Origin of the sequence: Candidatus Pedobacter colombiensis (assembly GCA_029202485.1) — a bacterium.
GTDB lineage: Bacteria > Bacteroidota > Bacteroidia > Sphingobacteriales > Sphingobacteriaceae > Pedobacter > Pedobacter colombiensis.
Genome location: CP119313.1, coordinates 1228709 through 1246998, shown reverse-complemented (window position 1 = coordinate 1246998; position 18290 = coordinate 1228709). Strand labels below are relative to the sequence as shown.

16 protein-coding genes are annotated in these 18290 nt (G+C 37.5%); 2 read left to right on the top strand and 14 right to left on the bottom strand.

Translation table 11 applies throughout. The features are described 5' to 3' along the window. Window positions 1–249: 249 nt before the first annotated feature. The 11 genes from P0Y49_05095 to P0Y49_05045 all read right to left on the bottom strand — a co-directional run bounded on the left by P0Y49_05095 (window position 250) and on the right by P0Y49_05045 (window position 13340). Window positions 250–2424 (bottom strand): hypothetical protein, encoded by a 2175-nt coding sequence (locus P0Y49_05095; GenBank protein WEK20512.1) that lies wholly within the window; start codon window positions 2422–2424, stop codon window positions 250–252. 9 nt (window positions 2425–2433) lie between these two features. Then, complete coding sequence (locus P0Y49_05090) at window positions 2434–6348, bottom strand: SMEK domain-containing protein (GenBank protein ID WEK20511.1); 3915 nt, start codon at window positions 6346–6348, stop codon at window positions 2434–2436. A gap of 66 nt (window positions 6349–6414) precedes the next feature. Continuing rightward, the gene (locus P0Y49_05085; protein WEK20510.1) at window positions 6415–8037 is read right to left on the bottom strand and encodes a hypothetical protein; all 1623 of its coding nucleotides are present in this window, start codon (window positions 8035–8037) and stop codon (window positions 6415–6417) included. A gap of 1 nt (window position 8038) precedes the next feature. Next, entirely contained in the window at window positions 8039–8713 is a 675-nt protein-coding gene (locus P0Y49_05080; GenBank protein ID WEK20509.1) for a hypothetical protein, read from the bottom strand. After that, window positions 8703–9392, bottom strand: coding sequence for a hypothetical protein (locus P0Y49_05075; GenBank protein WEK20508.1), 690 nt, complete (start codon window positions 9390–9392; stop codon window positions 8703–8705). The genes P0Y49_05080 and P0Y49_05075 overlap by 11 nt, the downstream gene beginning before the upstream one ends. Window positions 9393–10028: 636 nt before the next feature. Continuing rightward, window positions 10029–10523, bottom strand: coding sequence for a hypothetical protein (locus tag P0Y49_05070; protein ID WEK20507.1), 495 nt, complete (start codon window positions 10521–10523; stop codon window positions 10029–10031). Window positions 10524–10761: 238 nt separating this feature from the next. Next, window positions 10762–10998, bottom strand: a complete 237-nt coding sequence (locus P0Y49_05065) for a hypothetical protein (protein WEK20506.1) — start codon at window positions 10996–10998, stop codon at window positions 10762–10764. Between the two features lie 238 nt (window positions 10999–11236). After that, the gene (locus tag P0Y49_05060) at window positions 11237–12088 is read right to left on the bottom strand and encodes an IS3 family transposase (GenBank protein WEK20505.1); all 852 of its coding nucleotides are present in this window, start codon (window positions 12086–12088) and stop codon (window positions 11237–11239) included. Next, entirely contained in the window at window positions 12085–12363 is a 279-nt protein-coding gene (locus tag P0Y49_05055) for a transposase (protein ID WEK20504.1), read from the bottom strand. The genes P0Y49_05060 and P0Y49_05055 overlap by 4 nt, the downstream gene beginning before the upstream one ends. A gap of 27 nt (window positions 12364–12390) precedes the next feature. After that, window positions 12391–13002 (bottom strand): hypothetical protein, encoded by a 612-nt coding sequence (locus tag P0Y49_05050; GenBank protein ID WEK20503.1) that lies wholly within the window; start codon window positions 13000–13002, stop codon window positions 12391–12393. Window positions 13003–13064: 62 nt separating this feature from the next. Then, a complete protein-coding gene (locus P0Y49_05045) occupies window positions 13065–13340 on the bottom strand; it encodes a hypothetical protein (protein ID WEK20502.1) in 276 nt (91 codons plus the stop codon). A gap of 770 nt (window positions 13341–14110) precedes the next feature. On the opposite strand from P0Y49_05045, the gene P0Y49_05040 reads away from it, so the two are divergent. Then, window positions 14111–14734, top strand: coding sequence for a DUF6266 family protein (locus tag P0Y49_05040; protein WEK20501.1), 624 nt, complete (start codon window positions 14111–14113; stop codon window positions 14732–14734). A 204-nt stretch (window positions 14735–14938) separates the two neighbouring features. Continuing rightward, the gene (locus P0Y49_05035; GenBank protein WEK20500.1) at window positions 14939–15466 is read left to right on the top strand and encodes a hypothetical protein; all 528 of its coding nucleotides are present in this window, start codon (window positions 14939–14941) and stop codon (window positions 15464–15466) included. A gap of 73 nt (window positions 15467–15539) precedes the next feature. Here the strand turns inward: P0Y49_05035 and selD are convergent, their stop codons facing one another. The 3 genes from selD to P0Y49_05020 all read right to left on the bottom strand — a co-directional run bounded on the left by selD (window position 15540) and on the right by P0Y49_05020 (window position 18048). Further along, window positions 15540–16589, bottom strand: coding sequence for a selenide, water dikinase SelD (selD, locus tag P0Y49_05030; protein WEK20499.1), 1050 nt, complete (start codon window positions 16587–16589; stop codon window positions 15540–15542). A gap of 13 nt (window positions 16590–16602) precedes the next feature. Then, the gene (gene mnmH / locus P0Y49_05025) at window positions 16603–17631 is read right to left on the bottom strand and encodes a tRNA 2-selenouridine(34) synthase MnmH (GenBank protein WEK20498.1); all 1029 of its coding nucleotides are present in this window, start codon (window positions 17629–17631) and stop codon (window positions 16603–16605) included. A 186-nt stretch (window positions 17632–17817) separates the two neighbouring features. Then, window positions 17818–18048 (bottom strand): hypothetical protein, encoded by a 231-nt coding sequence (locus P0Y49_05020; protein WEK20497.1) that lies wholly within the window; start codon window positions 18046–18048, stop codon window positions 17818–17820. Between the last annotated feature and the right edge of the window lie 242 nt (window positions 18049–18290).

Sequence of the window (18290 nt, the reverse complement as noted above, 5' to 3'; positions counted from 1 at the left end):
GGCAAAATCGCAGCCATGAATGAACATACCACACCGTCGAATCATCAGCTAGCAAATAAAAGATTTTTGGAGGGAAAGCCTAAAAAAAGATGAAAAACGGAATGAAAGAGTAGCGAAGTTTTCCCCACAATAGGGAACAGAAGCAATTACTTTACCTCACCGGAATCAATCTACAACACCTTCTATTTCAGAAAGGTGCTCCTCTAAAAATGTAATTTGTCGTTTAGCTAATGATAATAACTCCCCACTTTAGGGCTTTGAATTGTTATCAAAAAAGTGAGAAGTACGGTCTAATATTTTTTGCCAGTTTTCCTTCAATGTCATTTCAAGCCAGGTATTGCGGGCATTGAATTGAATAAATATTTCCTCTTGAGAATTTAAAGACATGATTGTATCAATTTTGCCAAGTCCGGTTTCACCATTAGGTGAAATAATGATTGCGGTTTTTCTTTCACCGGCTTTAAACAAAAGAATAGCGGATTTGTACAAGGCGTTCCAATCTACGCTGCCCGGTAATATCGGCTGCCCAATATCTTGTAGCAGCCCCTTTTTTATCGAATCTAAAAGTCCCAAAAAATTATAGGAAAACGTTTCTGATAAAACTGCATCAGGTATTGCATCAAGGTGCTTTGAAATTTCACCGTCCTTTAGAGTATACAGCAGTCCATCGAAATAAGCAGAATTCAGATCTTCTAGAATTTCCTTGTTGTTATCCCGGTTCTTCAATCGATCCAGTACAATTTCAAGAATTTTGGTTCTAACCAAAAAAGCCAATCTAACCTCGATTTCCTTAACTTCTTTAGTTGAAACCAACCCTCTTAAAGAGTTATCAAAGTATGGAAAGTCATCGATTGCAAGTCTAAAAATTATTGACACGGTTGGATTTGTTTTAGCATCAATAAAGTCCTTTTGGAACCAGTCAATGTACTTTTGAATTCGCATTTCATAATCCTCGTAAATATCGATCTGATGTATTGCCAACGGAAACGCAACACACTGAGCAATACTCGGGCTTTGGACTACCCTATCACCAACCTCTTTCAGACTATACACTAAAGGTAGAGCTGTCCAGAACAAAAGCGCCTCAGCACTTTTCAACCTTTCCCCTATCGCATTTTTTGCATTTTGACATGCATACCTATATCTCCCAATTTGTAAACCAAACTGAAATAATTGTTGACTATTAAAGTAGCCGCCTTTAAATACATTGGTTCCAGCCAGGTAATTAATTATTTGAAGTCCTAAATAGGGGTTTTGATAACCGCCTTTAATTTTCCTCTCTACATCCTTAAACCAATTATTTGAACGCAAATAAAAATTCCGAACATAATCCCCGACTGCTCCCCAGGAATTCCACTTCAAAACGCATCTATTTAGCGCATAGAGATAATCTTCGGAATCGACAATCCACGTCGACGATCTTTCCCATTCTATATCGAAATACTCTTTTAAATACATCTCTGCCCTTTTTGGAATTCCATAGAGAGACCCAGGTTCCTGCCAAGTTCCCCTGTCCCCAACAAATTCAACTAAGTATTTTCGTAAAGCAGAATTCTCATTGAGTGGGAAACCCAATTTTTCTGCGTGTGGAAGAAATACAAATGGGTTCATCGTATAAATGGATATTCCAGCCACATTAGTACTATTGGCATTTACAAGACCATTTTTCCACAATACTAAAAATCCACTAGCATTAAATTGGCTAGAATCTTGAGCTACAAGATCACATGCAATATTTAGAACGGTCTGATAATCAAAATCAGTAAGTTCGAAATCAGTTTTCTCATAAAGTAGCATAGATATCCCGACCAAGGCATCCTCGGGAAGCTCTGTCTGTCCAATATCGCTCCATGAACTAGGAAAGTGCAACTCAAGATTTAAGATCTGCTCATTCTCGATTACTGGTTTCAGACACAAAATGTTCATGTTCTCTGTTAAAATCTGTCCAGAAACTGAATGATCAAGTAATGTATTGAAATCAGTAGAAACCAATACATAGTTAATATCAAAGTTGGATAGAAAAGGTAAATGATTCCGAATTTCATGGCCGTAACCAAATAGTTCTGTGATCGCCTCACGTTCAGTCTTATTGTTGACCTTATTTTCAACCAGAATAACCTGGCGTTTTTCAACATTAAATAGAATTAAATCCGGTAACAACCGCTCTTTATTGGAAAGAGATATATTTTGAATAATTTCTCCGCTGACTAGGTCAAATTCACCTTCCAGACTCTTAATAACTCGACTTGCTGCATAGGAGTACTTTTGCTTCAGCAAACGATCGATTGCGAAATGAGGAATTATTGTTGAATCATCATCGATCATGGTTGCTTCCTTAAGCCTGTCCAAACCAGTGATATGATTAATAAGGTAGTCAGTTTTAACAACCTTGACTAACCATTCCTGAAGCTGTCGTTCTTTCATTTCACCACCCTAATTGATAAAATCTTCAATTTCTCGGTTCATGTCAAACGCCAAATGATGCGACATAACCAAAAATAATTTCCGTATCCTGAGATTGACATTAGTTTTTTGAATTAATGGAATTCCTTTCTCCAGTAGATGATCGGCTCCTGTAAATTCCCTCTTTTGGTCATTAAATACTTTAATCCAGAAATCCTCAAAATATGGCACCATCGAAAATCTGTAAAAGGCAGTCATGTTAACAATAAAGGTATTGTCCAACGTTATTAGTGTTGCAAGCTGCAAGTTAGCGGCCTGCTTTGCATCTACGAAGCTAGAAAGTAAATAACAACCAATGGCATAGATCATCTGAATACTAGAACTCGCATTGTTGTCAATCATAGCCTTCAGTTCCGAATACTCAATCCTCTCAATAAGAACTCGTTCGAAAATAAGTTTAGCAAATTTGAATTCGGCCTCGTCACTGACTTGGTACTTTCCTGAATCAAAGACAGCATCGATGCTGCTTTGAAAATCTTCTTTCGGCAGATCTCCATTTTTGATGGCCTTTGAGAATTCCAAAGCAACCGGAAACAAAATATGTAGATAGACACCAAAGTCGTCTGAAATAGACCTGGTTGCACCTGCTCTTTGAAGAATTCCCATCTCCTCCTCTGATGCTTTGCCCAAGGAAACCTTGTCCTTAATGTCATTATAAAACCCTTCGACGTAAGCAAGGATATTATAGGCCTTTTTATATTCCTTATCCTCTATCAGGTAAAAAATAATTTTTTGTAGAATCGGCGTAAATTTGCCGCCAGAAATACTTGAGGACAGGTCAAATGTTTTATATGCCCATTTCTTCGCGTTATCCTTATCCATAATGACCTCATAGCAGTCATTAATTATAGTAGCGACCATTAATTTTCGCTCTTCAAAATAAAATCCCCCATGAAGCAGTTTATCAGAATCTCTATAAAAAAAGCCAGGGGTCGGAACTACAAATTTTTCGCCATCCCCAAAATCCCTTGGATTTCCCTTCTCCAATATTTGAATGACATACAATGCAACATGTCCAAATCGAATTACTAATGCCTTGTAATCCTCATTCTCCTGAAAATTATCCAAGACCAGCTCAAAACCTGCAGCAATATCATTCAATGCATCTATGTACCTTCCAACAAGCGTTTTTGCAATAGCCGCTTCTCCGAATTGTTTAATTCTATCTTCCAGTAAATAAATCTCATTTCTCATTGCAAGTGTAAGCCCCGCTTCTGCAAAAGATAAGGCTAACTTAGGATCTTCCTTGGCATACAGTTGAGTCATCGACATATCGAAATCTAGCATTTCGGCATATTGGTCAGGAAGTTTTTCATTTAAAATCGGAGAAGCAAACTGAAAGGCCAGATCTAACTCTTGCTTAAGAAAGCAAAGTCTGCTTAGTTCAGCGTAAACCAAAAATTTAAAGATATTTGACTTGGTTAAAAACCAGTCATGCTTCTTCACGATCTCAACTGCACTTCCTAGATCATCAATTTCCCCATATACCTTAACTAAATACTTCAAGCTATACGCTGCAAATAACCATATTTCACTTTTGATAGAAAGCTCTAAGGTCTCAAGAAGTACACCAACTCTAATAGCAGGGTCCGAACTTGTAGAACCTGCATTTCTGTAAATAGAAACAGCAGCCAACATATATGATTCGTTGGTTTCTGGGTTCCAAATCTCTTCAGGATACTTTGCAATAGTTATCTTATTGAACCACTCCCGGTATTCCTCTATCGATTTCAGACCTAAGAAAACAAACCAGATGCCATTAAGTAAATCCTTGTCAATTATGGAATCTTCGTTTTCAATAGTTGAATCAATCCTCTCACTCGATTGCTTCATGTCCAATAAACTCTCAAGTGCATGCAGAGGCTTTGTCCGAAGCTCCCTTTGGAAAAACAACGATCCAGTAATTAGCTTTTCAAATTCACCACTGCCCTCTTCGTCTCTAATTTTTTCTAAATCATCAATAAGGTAATTTATTTGCGGAATGTCATCAACCGTTAAAGCAATTTGAGATGCTCGAATCATAACTCTAAAGATGGGAGCTATTTCCTTCGGCAATTCAATCGTATACCAAAACATGTTTAAACCCCAATCGGTGAACATTTGAGGGGAAGATATCTCGGCCAAAGCTTTTATCAAAACAACCGCGGCCCTGTTAAATTCGCCAGCAGCTTGGAAATAATGAATTACAACGCAGGCTTCAAGTATAGAAATGTTCTTTTTGGCCAAAATGTTATCTGCCAAGGCTACGTGAATTTTAGCTCTTGTATCCGCAGTTACGTTATCATTAAGCTTTTTAATCAATGGTGAAAGCTGATACTTACCCTTACCACTATCTTGCACCCAGCTTCCCAATAGTTCATTTAGCCTTTCCGCGGGATGATCTATCGCCGGTTCAACGGCAGAAATAACACTGAGAACTTCATTGTCAAAATTACCTATAACGTACTTTAACCGATATAGTAATTCACACGCCTCAACGCTTGTAGATTGATGAATCAGTTTTTGATAGACCTCTCTATCTGTTCCCAAATCAAATCGACCGGTAAACAAGGATACAATTGCGTCTTCATCTACTTTCCAGTCTCGTTCCTTAAGATATTTTATTGCAGATTTTATTAACAATGGATGTCCCTGAGTTGAACTTGTAATTAACTTACTCATTGGTGCCAACAACTCTTCTGGTCCACCCATTAATTTAAACAAGCTTTCAGTATCCTCCGGTAAAAACGGGGGGATTTCTCCTGGCACTGATTCAAATCCATCGCTTTCTCCAAAATTATTTGAAGGGGTAAAATTAGAAGTAACGACTATGTTAGCTCCTGCAAGTATTGCTTGGCCAATAAAATAACTCAATTGGTTTTGAGTCCTTAAAGCTGGATTTAATTGAGGTACATCATTAAATACTAACAAAGTCCCGCGTTCAATTTGATCAATAAGATTTGAAACTGTAGTCTTAAATGTCCGGTCAAAAGCGATATTAAAATATACACCTAAGGATGCAAGTATATGCTCTATAAATTGATCTTCGTTTATGCCACGACAGTCAATCCACAAAATTTTGCCTTCCCAAAAGTGAGCTATTGATACAGCTGCGCTTGTTTTCCCCGTTGAGGTAGGTCCTTGAATCCACAGCATTCCCCTATCCCTAATAATTTTAAGGAAACCCTCTAATAAATTGGTACGATGGTGTAGCTGCTTTAGGGAAGGAACCTCTAGATCTCCTTCGAAAAAATGACTTAAAACCTGAAATTGCCCACTACCTTGTCTATCTACTTTTTCAATCAACGTTTTAATTTGTTCGTTTAGCCCTTTAATTTCTTCCGCTTCAGGAGATGTACCGATCGTCTTAAAGCGAGGGGCAAGCTCTTTAATCAATAAAGCCTTTACTTGGGAGAATTTAACAAGATCATCTTCCTCTTCAAAAATATCTTCTATTCTTTTTATTAAATGGTCGGGATAAACAATATCCCGATTAATGTCAAAAGTTGGAAGAATTGTTGTTGGCAGTTTGGTTTTAGCAGTATATACCACCTTACCTGAATTGCTTAAAATAAGGAACTTAATTCCTGAAGAAAATACTGTGTGATAATTCTTATCAACAATCGAGGTTAGATTTTCAGTGATTTTTTGTCGATCAGTACGAGAGGTCACCTGGAATGCAATTTTCGAAACGCTCTCATCACCAATATCTAATCCCGGAAAATTTGCTTTTATTTTGTTTAAATCTTCAAGTTTATAATCGTAAAGAAGATTTAGTAATAGGCGACATAGATGTTCTGAAACCTTATTAATGTCATAATACGTTTCTGCATTCTCTACCTCAATTTCAGTTAGCCAAAGAATGAATAACCGTCTGATCTCAGACATTTCGTCTTTTCGATTCATAATATGGTATTTATTTAAACCGCTAAATATGCCAATACAGCTAAATTTAAAAGAATAGTTAAAAGATTATTTTTCCTCTTTTTCGGCAGCAGGCTGGGCCTTTTTTCCTGAAAGGGAGTAGGTGAAACTAACGAAGGCGCCGCGCTTGAATTTATTATCGTACTTCACGTCCGTAGCGTCATTGGCAAGTTGCACCCGGCTTCCTGTACTGTCAAGGTTAGCCTGGGACAGCACCTTTATATTGGATAGGTTCCAACCGCCACTCAGCGCAAACCTATTGTCTCTGCCAAAAAGCAGACTGCCGCCAAATAGGATTGAATAATTCAGATCCAATGCCTTACCAACCCCAAATGTTAGCGAGGCATTGAAATGCTTACTGAGCCTTGGATAAATGTGCATCAGGGCATTGATCCCTGCTGTGCCGCCACTAAAATTACCTTCGTTTACGATTTCCTTTTTGTTCGTTGAATCGTTTATGGCAATACTCCTGAGCGCATATTTCTCATTCTTGATCGTGGAATAATAAAAACCGGTGCTGAAGTCAATTTTAACTCCCCCAAATATCGGCACACGGATGGGCTGATTGGTCACATTGATATTTGCATTCTTTACTCCCGTTTTCCCCTTGATGTTTAATGTATACACCACTTCATCTGCATTCTCCAACTGAATGATATTGCTGTGGTACTGGAATTTGGTACTCATTAAAAGTTCATACATGGCAATGGTTTCTGTAACCAGAGAATCCGGAGTTATAGTAAGGTGGAGTTGAGCCTTCATGTTCTCATTGAATTTTTCCCTCGTGCCAGCACTGGTAATTTCAGCGCCAACTTTTTCATTGTAAAAACAGTCTATTCCGCAGAACTTGCCATTCTCCACAAAAGTCGCCTCTACATTGGTTTTGAACTGCTTTTTTGCTTCCTCAAAATCTAAACAATCTTCGGTCATTATTTTTTTCAATTGCCTGTTTAAAACCATGATAGCTTGGATATCCTCAACAATGGTTACCCCACTCTCCGCTTTAACTCCGTCCGAAATTAGCCCTCCAACTGTATTGAAAAGTGCGGGCACTTCAGTAAACCGGTTTTCAAAAGTATTGCCGACAGAAATGTCGTACTTCAGCACATTGAAATTATTGATGACAAATACTGCTCCGTCACCTTTGTCATTTCCAAACAGGTTATACCAGAATCCTCTACGGGCGTTCCCATGATTTTTAGTTTCGTATCCAGGCCTACATGGAAAATACTCCACCATCCTATACTTTTTGTCCTTATCGTCAAAATGTTCTGGCTTAAGGGTCGATTCGTCATAGAAGCTGACCGGTTTAGCGGCAGCTCCATTTCCACCTTGATCCTTTACTAAGGTGGCAGCCCCTTTTGTATCGAATGAAATGGCAAGGAATTTTGCGCCTGCTTTAAGTGACATCGTTGTGCTGAGGACCTCGCTTAATGACAGCTTAATTCCTTCGGAACAATTAATAACCTTTTGCTTGGGGCCAGCGCCGGTCTTTTTTATTGTTGCATTTATTTGCCCCCCTGCATCGCAGTTGGAAAATTTTAGCACAATGTCCGTATTACCGGCCCTTGTGGTTTGCGTAAGGTCTGATTTATCCAAATCGATAGTGATCGTTCTTTGAGCAGATGCCAATACCGGCACAAAGAAAATGACAAGTAATAGTTGTTTCATATCAGAGTGGTTTTTTAAACGTGATTTTTAAAGCCTTTTCAATTCTATAAGCTGGTATGCCATAAGTAGTGTCACTACCTCCCATCACTACCATCCCTGCAACTTCATTATTTGCATCCAGGATGAACGAACCGGAATCCCCTACCATACTAAAAACTCCCTGTATTGGGGTTACCTTGATCAGTTTATTCAGGTAGTGTTTACCCAAACTGCTTTCTCCCTCGTAATAACTACCGGTGCGAGGCGCGATACCTGTAAATAAACCCATCCCATGATCAACAACGCTACCATGCATCTTTAAAGCAATCTTGTTCCCTTCTTCCTCTTCGGTTAAGCTTCTCGCACCTGTTATCTTTCCAAACGTGAAAATGTCGGTATCGAGGGTTGCGCCCGCTACAGGTTTGATCAGGGCGATATCCACCGTTTCATCCCGGATTGCTTGTACAATTGTCCCTACTTCCTGATCGTTCTCATTTACTACGATGCAATTCGGTTTGTCAATTACAAAATGATTCCATTTCAAATGCGGGTTATGCACGCAGTGATAACAGGTTAAAAGCATAGGAACTTTATTGTGATCATATACGATCCCTCCCATGCTCCCATAAACAGGAAATCCCTGGTCCATTGGCGGATCAACCGCATTTCTTATCCTGAGTCCGGCACTAATTTCCACCGCTGTGCAATTTTATATCACTTAACACAATGGAATAGCTGTCCTTGCCTACGATGCTATTGATCTTTTCCAGCTCTGGAGTACCGGGCACTTTGTCCATTTCAAATTTCAGCACCACCTTGGATTTATCCGGATTGAAATCGTAGCCCGAGAATCCATTGATCTTTTCCAGAACCGGTGCAACAATATTCATTTTAGTAGCTAACGCCTGGTTTTCCTTAACCTGCGTTTCTGCCTGGGCCTGGCCAGCCTGGGCCTTTTTCAAATTGGAGAATTCCAGAATGATATCCAGCATATCATGCCAGAATTTAGAACCCAGACTTATAAATACTCCGGAAAGGAAAATTCCAAAATGAAACTGCAGGCCATTCAACTCGGGGTATCCATCCCAGGAAAGACCATCATCACCATAGGTCATTGGCGATAACCCTTGCCCCTTTAGCAAACCAAACAGATTGGCGCCCGCAATATAGGCTACGATCCACCCGGATACCAGGGCTGTGATCATCACGTTCCTTTCCCTGACCTTTTCCAATTCCTTATCGCTGGTCTTGGTTCTCATTCTATCCCTGAAAAGTTTGTAAAGGTTAGCGATCCTCTCGGCTATTAAACTTAACGCGAAGAGATTGACAGCAATGGTATAGAACACATCGTTTGTCAATTGAGATGATTGAGCCATTAATTGCAGATTTATAGTCTAATTTAAATATTTTATACTGGATTTATATTTTAAAATTAAAATCTTTACGCAAAGTTCATTTTCATATAAACCGTTATTTAGAAAATAACGTACTCTCAAATGATTGTTTTTTTACTTATCGCTACTTCCATACTAACATTTTTAGGAACTTATTTTACAGATAGGAATTTTAGTTTATCATAAAATTTCTCCATCACCTGGGTCAGGAGTTTCCCCAACAGTTGGCGGCACCCAAAAGACTTTGTCTAGTCGAGACTCCACAACTATTACTAAATGTTAATATTACTCCAAAATTATTACTAACATTGTTAAAATTATTCCTATCCGGCTTAACAACAACATTCGAGGTTTCTTGTCCTGACACAATTATTCCACCAATGACTGCCCATGTATAAGTTGCATTTTGATCAAAAATCTCAGCAGATAAGACTGAATTTATACCAACGACAATCTGTTTATAAACAGAAGTAGAATTTAATGTTATCTTACCCTTAGCATTTCCAATCCTTGTTACTTTCCATTGAGTATATACATGAAATCAAATCTGGAATCCATGCAGAACGGTTTCATTTAGAGGTTCAACAGAACTTTCGGAGAAAACATATTCGAGGCTTATCAATTAAAGTGGCTAAGAACCTCAAGTCGATCTTTAGGCCCCAACTTTCTTAGCTCTGGGTGTTTACCAAATACGGAGAAAAATAAGATTGTGGCTTTTTTGGTGTTGTCGACGAATGCAACTGGATCTAACAAACCTTTCTTTCTGTAATACTCAATTTGCGCTTCTCGTTCTTTTGGGGGACGTCCCAATGTTTCTCGAGATGTTTTTTTTCTGGACAGGTATTGTGCACTGTTTTCATTCCTTAATTTTAAATACTCTTGGTATGCAACATCATTTTTAAGTAAATTGATAAGCGCGTTCTTAAAATATAATTTCTCAGCTTCACTTAAAGTGGCATAATCCCTTTTCTTAAGCTGTTCATATTTTTCATCTTGCTTCTGCAAGAATTCAATACCATTATTAGAATCATAATTTAATAAAGTCCCCGAATGCATGTTGCTTGAAGCAGACAAAACAGATAAGGATAAAGATAGTGAAAGGATTAGGTTCATTTTTTATTAAAGTTTTAAATTCGGTTTCTATATTAACATCCGACGGCCTTTCTGCATAAGCTTCAACCAGGTTTCCTTGAGTGTATATCTTCTATCGTTCTGGTCCAATCCTGAAAGCTTCTTGATAAATCTTAAAAGCGTCATAGTTTTATATTTGATTAAACAAATCTGTCAAGAAAAAACAACAACACACTTACAAGAATTGGTGAAAATGTTTCAATTTTTAATGGATAGGAGTTCACAAAAACAGGCTTGATTTTAAATAATACCATTTACCTCCGATCTTCTTCTTAACCCATAAGTTTTCAGATCTTCTCCTATAAAATGTACGTCTTTCTATAAAAAGCAATTTCATTACTTCTTCATTGTCCAGCCATACCTCTTCTTCGGGTATTAATGCCTGAGAGGCATGACTTCTATTTAACAATTCATCGATTTTTTCTTCAATTCTGCGTAGCACATCCAGTAAAGTCATACTCGTCCCTCCCTTTGTGTAAATGTGAGGTAGATACGGTTGTTAGGCTGTAAATAGATCGTTAGTTTTAAGGTTATATTCATGTGTTTAAGTTTTTTATGAACCCAAACTTAACAGCCTTTTAAAAAGATTGCAATTGAGAAAACTCAATTCTTCTCAATGCAATTTCCTTTTCTTTAATCTACATAATGAAGTACTCCCGGTTTGCTGGACAGCTATAGGTCAAACTTAAGATTATTTAGGACACTTTTTTATTATTTTGATAGAATACCTCATTTGGCGTAAGATCGTCCATTGACCGATGCCTTCGTTCATTGTTATAAAATTCCACATACCGTTTTATACCCTGGAATAATTCCATACCACCGTTAGGTGGGTTAAGATAAATATACTCCTGTTTCAAAGATCTCCAGAATCGCTCAATGAACACATTATCCAAGGCTCTTCCCTTGCCATCCATAGATATACTTACATTACTGTCTTTAAGTGCTTTAGTGAAGATCGGACTGGTGAACTGTGAGCCTTGATCCGTATTAAATATACCAGGTGTACCATGTTCTTCAATGGTTTCAAGCAGTACATCTCTGCACCATTCTACGGTCATGGTATTTGAAATGCTCCATCCGACAATCTTTCGGCTGTACACATCAATAACGGCAAACATATACATGAAGCCTCTGAACATGGGAATATAAGTGATATCAGCCTGCCAAACCTGGCCCGGCCGATCTATTTTCAAGCCTTTCAGCAAATATGGATATTTATGGTGTGCCGCATTAGCCTTGCTCAGGTTCTTTTTAGGATAAATTGTCCGCAGGTTCATCACACGATAAAGACGACGTATACGCTTGTTATTCACATGACATCCCAAATCTTTGTTAAGATACGCAGTCATCCGGTCCACGCCGTAAAACGGGCAGTCAAGAAACTTACGGTCAATCAAATTCATTATCGACTGGTTGAACAGCGACTCGCCTTTAGGCTTGAAATAATAGCAGCTGCGCTGCAAGTTCAGTAGCTTGCACTGACTGGCAATACTCAGCGCCTGGTGCTCCGGGGAAATAAGGCTACGCCTTTCAATCATACTCATTTCCCCAAGACTTTTTTTAGGAAATCAACCTGGATCTGAAGTTCGCCAATCTTGGAGTACAGTTCCTTCTCTTTAGATTCTTCCTTTTCATCTGGTTTCTCTGAACCAAACACCGTATCGGCTTTCTCAAGAAATTCACGCTTCCACGCGGTGATCTGTGTGGGATGGAGACTGTATTTGGACGCAAGTTCTTGCATGGTACTACTTTCCTTAATTGCTTCAAGCACCACTTTGGTCTTGAAAACAGAACTGAATTTTCTACGCTCTTTTTTCATTTTCAACTGTTAAATTTATGAATTTAATCAGCTGTCCAATATTTGGGGAGTATTATATAACTCTTCTGCAGACATACCAATATAGCTCGCAATATCCTGTTGTTTAATAAAGTTGGTTACCTCCATACCAAAATGATCCAGAAACAATAAATAGCCATCCCAGTTAAAAACCTTACACATCTCCATTTTTAAAAGCCAATTATTTTGGTCAAGCCCCACCATCTTAAGAATAAGAAGTGCTACCTCCGGCATTTGTTTACTTAAGGCAATAAAAGAAGTATAGCTAAACCCAATAACAGTGCTCCCCTTTGTAATTTCTAAAAAGTAATCTGCTTCTACCTGGTTTATAAAACTATTTATCGGAAAAGCCATCCTACCTGGCGAAGAAATATCAATTGTTTTTTGTTTGGTAAACATTCTATCTTCTTCGGGCATAATTTCCTTGTAGGCTCTTATATATCCTTTTACAGGCCAATAAATCATATTTGCTATTTCCCCAAATTTTAAAACTGTAGTATCTTCGGTGTAAGTTTTTGGAGGGACTAAACAAGGGAGTAATAAACTTACAAAGCCTTTAGGCATTTGCATAAAACTTAATAAATGCCTGATTAGATCAACATAAAGATGATGGTTATTCATGAGCGTTAATTTAAGTTCGTTGATTTTATACCAACGAACCTAAATATAACAAAATTTAACAATTAACTTACTCTTTTTAATTCATCATTAATGATGCGGGTTGCCAAAATCAGCTCGTGAAGATCTTGATAGAAAGCAATCAGATTAGCACGTTCGGCATTATTTAATACGAAACGCTTAGTGTAAAAACTTTGTTGTATCATTATCCAAAGATTTTCAAGGCCTTCGTCGTTCGGATAAGTATCAAAAAAATTTTTCAATCTAGCATTTGCAAAAGCATTAAGCTCGGCCTTGGTACCTGATGGTTGTTTGTGAAGAAATTGGTCTTTTAGGTTCATATGCTCATTTTTTAAATTTCAAAAAATGAGTCCCGCTAGGGATTTACAGAAAACTATAGAGATCATTTTATCATATAAAGCGAAGATGCACTATAGCAGGCTCTAAATACCGCACCATCGGGCTTTCTCACGGCCTTGTCCACGGATTAACAATAGAACCCACAACGCTATAGTGCACCTTCAAAAGTACAACAATATTTGTTATGGGCATTAATCTATTGTCTCTGGACTTATTTGTGAGAAATTTAATGGTCGAGACTCTGAATTAATACCTCATTTAAGAAGTAATGATATGTTATTGCTGTTTCTTTATTTCATTGGCTATCCAGTTTTAGATTATTAGTTTTTATTTCAATTATTTCCAGGTGTTTACGAACTACAAAACTTCAACCTCTTTAAGAAAAAATTTTGTCGGCTTATTATTTCACCTATAAATGACTTACAATCATCTTACAATTAAAGATAATTAAATAAATCTAAAATCACAAACAAACTTCAATAAAAACAATAAAATAACTAATAAGAAAAACAACATTTTTATTATCATTCCAATTTCATTGCTATTTGGTTAACCTTTGGGTATGCATTGAGTAAGGGTTGGTTAAGCCTTGGTATACCCCCAAGCTTAACCAAACCTTACTCAACACTTTATCATCGTATAGTCAAATACGGATAGATATATTGTGAAAGCAAATCATATTTCACAAATTGAACTAACCATTTATCAATCAATTAAATATTGTTTACAATTAATACAAAAACCAAGTATCATGGGTATATCAAACAGAGCATTCACCGGAAAACTAGGCAATTTGGTTAGTTATAACCTTAAGGGCATAAAAGTAATTCGTCATATTGGCAAAACCAGCAAAGCACCTACCCTTGCTCAATTGGTGATACGACAAAAAATGGCCACAGTAATCAACTTTCTGCGTCCCTGTCTGGCCTTCATCAATATCGGCTTTGAGATCGAAGTGCTTGGTAGCAATAAAAATCAACACAATGCAGCGGTATCTTATAATACCAAACATGCTACTCAAGGCGAATATCCAAACATTAGCCTCGATTATAGTAAAGTACTAGTAAGTAAAGGCGTACTTGAACCGGTTTTAAAGCCACAAGCTGCATTAACAGGTACAAAACTCTCTATAACCTGGGAGGTTGATCCAGATATGAACTGGGGTATAATAAACGACCGCTCAATTCTAATCATATACTGCCAAGAGCTTGATTGTGCCATATACGAATTAATTGGCACAAGAAGAAGCACAGGCAGAAATGAAATAGAATTGCCCACAAATTATCTTGGCAAGAATTTACATATATACATCGCATTTACTGCAAGCGATAGGAAAAGTATAAGTAATAGTGTTTATATCCATATACCTGGCTAATATTAACCGTTAAAAATGAATTTCATAAAGCTGGTAACGAATATAATTAAGCTTAAAAATTTAACTATTAATTTCTTTACCTTTATTTATCGGTTTTTCCATACTCTATTTCGTAAAAGTAAGACAGCGATATCTATCTTATAGATAAGCCTAAAGTTTTCTTATGCACGCTATTTAATACAAAATAAACAATTGTAAATAAACATGAAAAAGAACCTCATAATTTTAGGAATTTTATTTTTAATTTTTAGCTCTGTGAGGGCACAGGTATCTAACATATCGGACCCGCTCAATGATTTAGATGTTGCTCAAATGGATAAGTTTATAGGCAAGTGGGAATGGAAATCAAAAAATACCTCATTCACACTTATTATAAAAAAGACAAAGCAAGGGATCATTCCTCTTCTTCAAGGGGGATATCAATATGTTGAAAATGGATCGGTTATTATTAACCTTTTAGATCATTTGGATGAAGCCAAAAAATCTGTTTTTTGGGGATATGCTAAAAAGGGAAATGACACTTTAAAGTTTTCATTTTCCGATCCCACAAGGGAAGAATTAAGACATGGAACTTTAAATTTTATAAAAGGAGATTCAAATAAGATAATTTTTAAATTAAAAAATGAAAAAAATCGTCATAGTCTGAAGCTACTATTTGCTTCGAAACAAAGACAGGTTTTTAAGGGGAAATTTCCGGATGATCTTAATTTGGTCATGACTAGAGTCGAATAAATCTGGAGGGCATGCAAAAACAGAAATCAAGCAAAAAAACACCAAATCGACTATGATAAAATTCAGATGCCCCCTAAATCACTTTAATAACATGTTCACCCTTGGCTTCTTCCATCCAACCAAACGAAGTTAAGTGATCTTCATTCAACCCATGTTGTTTTAGTAGATCTTCAAAGGCTTCAATACCTTCAGGTGCTACTGCAACCAATAAGCCTCCGCTAGTCTGTGGATCGGCAAGAATGAACCGCTGCTGATCTGTCAAGCTACTCACTTTATGGCCATAACTTTTCCAGTTTCTTTGTGTACCTCCCGGGTAACAATTCTGATCCAGATAATACGGTAAAGAGGCAATTACAGGTACCTTATCAAATTCAACTACAGCAGAAAGGCCACTTCCATCACACATTTCAGCAAGATGCCCCAGCAGTCCAAAACCAGTTACATCTGTCATGGCTTTTACACTATCCAATTGTCCAAATATTGCTCCTAACTTATTTAAGGTTGTCATACTTTTTAATGCAATAGCGGCATCTTCCGCCAGCAAAACACCCTTCTTTTGTGCGGTAGACAAGATACCTACACCAAGTGCTTTGGTCAGGTACAGTCGACAACCAGCCATAGCAGTTGAGTTTTGTTTAAGTTGCTTAATGTCCACAAGACCATTCACAGATAATCCAAATACGGGTTCCGGACAATCAATACTATGACCGCCTGCCAAAGAAATTCCTGCTTCTGCACAAATTGACCTTGCTCCTTCTAAAACCCTTTGTGCAGTTTCTGGTGGAAGTTTGTCTATAGGCCATCCCAATATAGCAATGGCCATAACCGGCTTTCCACCCATCGCATATACATCGCTAATAGCATTTGCTGAGGCAATTCTACCGAAATCATAAGCATCATCCACAATAGGCATAAAAAAATCAGTTGTTGAAATTAACGCCGAACCATTACCCAAATCAAAGACCGCAGCGTCGTCTCTTTTATCATTTCCAACCAATAAACGGGGATCAGATATAGTGGGTATATCACTATGTAGTATTGTATCGAGTATAGCCGGGCTAATTTTGCAACCGCATCCCGCACCATGTGAATATTGTGTAAGCTTGATATCTTTAAAATCCATTTCTGTTTAATTTTTATATGGTATCCATTACTGAATCCAGAATTTTTACTGCATTATTTTTTACATCGACACTGTCGATATTAACTACACTGATGTGCGCTTTATTCCGTTTGCCCAAACCAACGGCATAAGTTTTATCATAGTAGGCCAATACCAGACGAACAAAATCCTCCATCTTATCCGCTCTTATCGCCTGGATGGCATGTTTTGTTTGTTCTGGTCCCAACCTCTTCCTGATTCGTTCTGTACACTCTACTAAAAAGTCTTTATCTAAAACTCCATATTCTTTGGCTAGCGTTTCCACCCGTTGTTCAAGAGTAACATTAAGCTGTAATAAGCGGGTATTCCGCATCTGATCCCAAAATGATTTGGGCACACATCTTTTACCAATCGTCAGGCTTTCATCTTCTACCCAAATGCGTTTGGATATATCCAATGCATGTAATTGAAAAGCCAAATCATTCTCAAATTGCTCCTGTGTAGGCTGAACCATGCTATTCATTGTACCATAAGAGGAACCTTGATGCTGGGCAAGCTTTTCAAGATCTATGGTCTGCTCGCCCATAGCTTGCAGCTGATGAAGGATTCTTGTTTTACCGGAACCAGTCATTCCACCTAAAACAGTCAATGGATAAGGCTTTCCAAATTGTTCCAATGTCCACCTGCGGTAATTTTTATAACCACCTTCGATCAAATAAACTTCAAAACCGTACAAATTAAATGCCCAAGCCATTGCCCCGCTTCGCATACCTCCACGCCAGCAATGAACAGCTATTTTCTTTGACGGGGAGATTTCTAAAGCCTGCTTGATAAAACCTGACCATTTGCTACCGGTTAAATCAAAACCAAGTAGAATCGCTTCCTCCCGGCCTACTTGTTTATAAGTAGTCCCGACCTGAATACGCTCCTCATTCGTAAATATGGGAATATTAAAAGCACCCGGTACTCTACCCTGGGCAAACTCTGCAGGGGTTCTGACATCTACCAAGGGAATGGGATCAGTTAAAGAAACAAAGTCACTAATGGTAATAGATTTGATCATTTTACAAATTTGATGCAAAGATGAACAAATATAAAAGCCAATAAGATTTTACGGTAAATTTCCGGCTTTGATAATTGTATTTATTACGGAAATATTGTAACAAAATACAATATTTTGACAGACATAAAAAATAAAAGTCCCCGGATGAAAATCCAAGGGCTTCTTAAAAGCTTAATATATATTTAGCTACAAAGCTTCAACTTCTTCAAGAGGAAGCTTGATAAGCATAACAATCTTATCAATAGGAAATCCTTCTTTTTTCATCTCAAGAGCAACTTCTAAAGCCTTCTTGTGTCTGCCTAATAATACGCCCTCACTCAGCCCCTCTATTCTACCTTTATTTATTGCTCTATCTATTAAAATCTCTTTTACACCCATAGCTCTTGTTCTTCCATTACCATCTTCATTGTCTATCATGTATACCTGGTTTAAGGCAAACGTCTATATATTATTACACATAAACAATATTTAAGAAACAATAAATAATACACAAAAATTAGTAACCACTCAGGTTGTCTTATGAAGTAGCAATTGTGAAGTGAAATTGCAACTTAAAAGTAGGGACTTTTCTTCGTTCCATCTAAATAGATTATAAAATCAAAATCATAGATAACCAAGTTGTACGGCATTGTTTGTTTGCAATACAAGATGGATAATTA

What these genes read in the sequence shown, in the direction of transcription:
- P0Y49_05095 (WEK20512.1), bottom strand. Translation starts at nt 2,424, where the DNA reads ATGAAAGAACGACAGCTTCAGGAATGGTTAGTCAAGGTTGTTAAAACT.
- P0Y49_05090 (WEK20511.1), bottom strand. Translation starts at nt 6,348, where the DNA reads ATGAATCGAAAAGACGAAATGTCTGAGATCAGACGGTTATTCATTCTT.
- P0Y49_05085 (WEK20510.1), bottom strand. Translation starts at nt 8,037, where the DNA reads ATGAAACAACTATTACTTGTCATTTTCTTTGTGCCGGTATTGGCATCT.
- P0Y49_05075 (WEK20508.1), bottom strand. Translation starts at nt 9,392, where the DNA reads ATGGCTCAATCATCTCAATTGACAAACGATGTGTTCTATACCATTGCT.
- P0Y49_05070 (WEK20507.1), bottom strand. Translation starts at nt 10,523, where the DNA reads ATGAACCTAATCCTTTCACTATCTTTATCCTTATCTGTTTTGTCTGCT.
- P0Y49_05065 (WEK20506.1), bottom strand. Translation starts at nt 10,998, where the DNA reads ATGACTTTACTGGATGTGCTACGCAGAATTGAAGAAAAAATCGATGAA.
- P0Y49_05060 (WEK20505.1), bottom strand. Translation starts at nt 12,088, where the DNA reads ATGAGTATGATTGAAAGGCGTAGCCTTATTTCCCCGGAGCACCAGGCG.
- P0Y49_05055 (WEK20504.1), bottom strand. Translation starts at nt 12,363, where the DNA reads ATGAAAAAAGAGCGTAGAAAATTCAGTTCTGTTTTCAAGACCAAAGTG.
- P0Y49_05050 (WEK20503.1), bottom strand. Translation starts at nt 13,002, where the DNA reads ATGAATAACCATCATCTTTATGTTGATCTAATCAGGCATTTATTAAGT.
- P0Y49_05045 (WEK20502.1), bottom strand. Translation starts at nt 13,340, where the DNA reads ATGAACCTAAAAGACCAATTTCTTCACAAACAACCATCAGGTACCAAG.
- P0Y49_05040 (WEK20501.1), top strand. Translation starts at nt 14,111, where the DNA reads ATGGGTATATCAAACAGAGCATTCACCGGAAAACTAGGCAATTTGGTT.
- P0Y49_05035 (WEK20500.1), top strand. Translation starts at nt 14,939, where the DNA reads ATGAAAAAGAACCTCATAATTTTAGGAATTTTATTTTTAATTTTTAGC.
- selD (WEK20499.1), bottom strand. Translation starts at nt 16,589, where the DNA reads ATGGATTTTAAAGATATCAAGCTTACACAATATTCACATGGTGCGGGA.
- mnmH (WEK20498.1), bottom strand. Translation starts at nt 17,631, where the DNA reads ATGATCAAATCTATTACCATTAGTGACTTTGTTTCTTTAACTGATCCC.
- P0Y49_05020 (WEK20497.1), bottom strand. Translation starts at nt 18,048, where the DNA reads ATGATAGACAATGAAGATGGTAATGGAAGAACAAGAGCTATGGGTGTA.